Raw genomic sequence first — 1169 nt, 5'->3', positions numbered from 1 at the left:
GATCCACACCCCTATTGCCGGGCGCTCTAAGAGGCCATTTTCAGCGCACAAACCTCGAAAAATCACCTCCATCGATCTGTACGGCGTCTTCCAGCTCGTCCGAGGGGACGCCGATGACCAGATCAGGGACACGCAGGTACCCGCCAGCCTCGGCGATGCGGTATGGCGGCGCCTCGAAACGATCAGTGCTGAGTTCGCCGGTCCATTGCCGTCCACGCTCACGGTTCGTGGCCAGCGCAGATCAAGATGCTATCCGCTTGCGGGTATGGGTCCATCGTCGATGCCGCGTCCGCTCTTGTTGATCTCGGCGCGTACCTGTGAGACCCGTTGATGGGAGATACCGAGCAGCTCAGCGATGTCGCGTACAGACAGCGATGTGGGCAGGCGCGCAACTGCCCGCCGGATGGCGCTGGCGGAGGCATGCTCGGCCCGTTCCGCCTCTGCGCGGGCTTGGCGCGCTGCCGTCACGGCTGTGGAACTGTCGCCGATCTCGTATCGGACATCGAGGTCAAAGACGTCGAGGGCGTCGTCTGCCCGGTCGGTCATGAGGGCGATGACCTCCCGCACGCTCCGCTGCAGCGTGGACAGGCTCCGTGCGAAGGTGTGAGCGCCGGGAACGTCCGGGACGTCGGCGAGCCACGCGTCTCGCTCCCGCGTGATATTGACCCGGTAGACAGCACGTGTCGTGGTCGTCATGTTCGTAGCCACCTCTTTCCGAACGCCGGGGCAAGATCTGCCTCGATCCGGACAAGTGTTCCCGTTGGAACATCACCAGGATGCTGGGGCACGGCCGTCTCCGCTCGCCCTTCCCGACCGTCGATATCGATGTAGATTGCGCGATAACGTCTGTGTGAACCGACTTGGCGGACGAACACACCACCGGCCCGCTCGATGGCCCGGTTCACCTCGCGTGCCCGCATGAGGTGAGTCTACCTGCTAGACGGATACCGGCAAGCCGGTAGACACGTAGGGTGGGTGTCGCGGCCGCGAACGGGAACGGGAACGGGAACTGGCGGCATCAGGCAATCTCGACCATGATGGCGAACTCCTCGCTGCGGGGGCGGGGGCGCTCGTCGGGGTACACCGCGTCGGGCCGAGCCAGCGGGGTGGTGTCCACGGCGACCATCAACGGTTCACCCTTACGGCCTTGGTGCGATCGTGGGTTGCGA

The 1169-nt window shown here is 64.7% G+C and carries 2 protein-coding genes; both read right to left on the bottom strand.

Annotation, left to right across the window (positions count from 1 at the left end; translation table 11 throughout):
• Positions 1-249: 249 nt before the first annotated feature.
• Positions 250-696 (bottom strand): type II toxin-antitoxin system HicB family antitoxin, encoded by a 447-nt coding sequence (locus MJ785_RS19400; RefSeq protein ID WP_239377413.1) that lies wholly within the window; start codon positions 694-696, stop codon positions 250-252.
• Positions 693-920, bottom strand: coding sequence for a type II toxin-antitoxin system HicA family toxin (locus MJ785_RS22400; RefSeq protein ID WP_370652784.1), 228 nt, complete (start codon positions 918-920; stop codon positions 693-695). The genes MJ785_RS19400 and MJ785_RS22400 overlap by 4 nt, the downstream gene beginning before the upstream one ends.
• Between the last annotated feature and the right edge of the window lie 249 nt (positions 921-1169).

Origin of the sequence: Protofrankia sp. CiT1 (genome assembly GCF_917627335.1) — a bacterium.
Taxonomy (GTDB): Bacteria; Actinomycetota; Actinomycetes; order Frankiales; family Frankiaceae; genus Protofrankia.
Note: the sequence above shows the minus strand (reverse complement) of the source record. Positions and strands in the feature narration are given on the sequence as shown.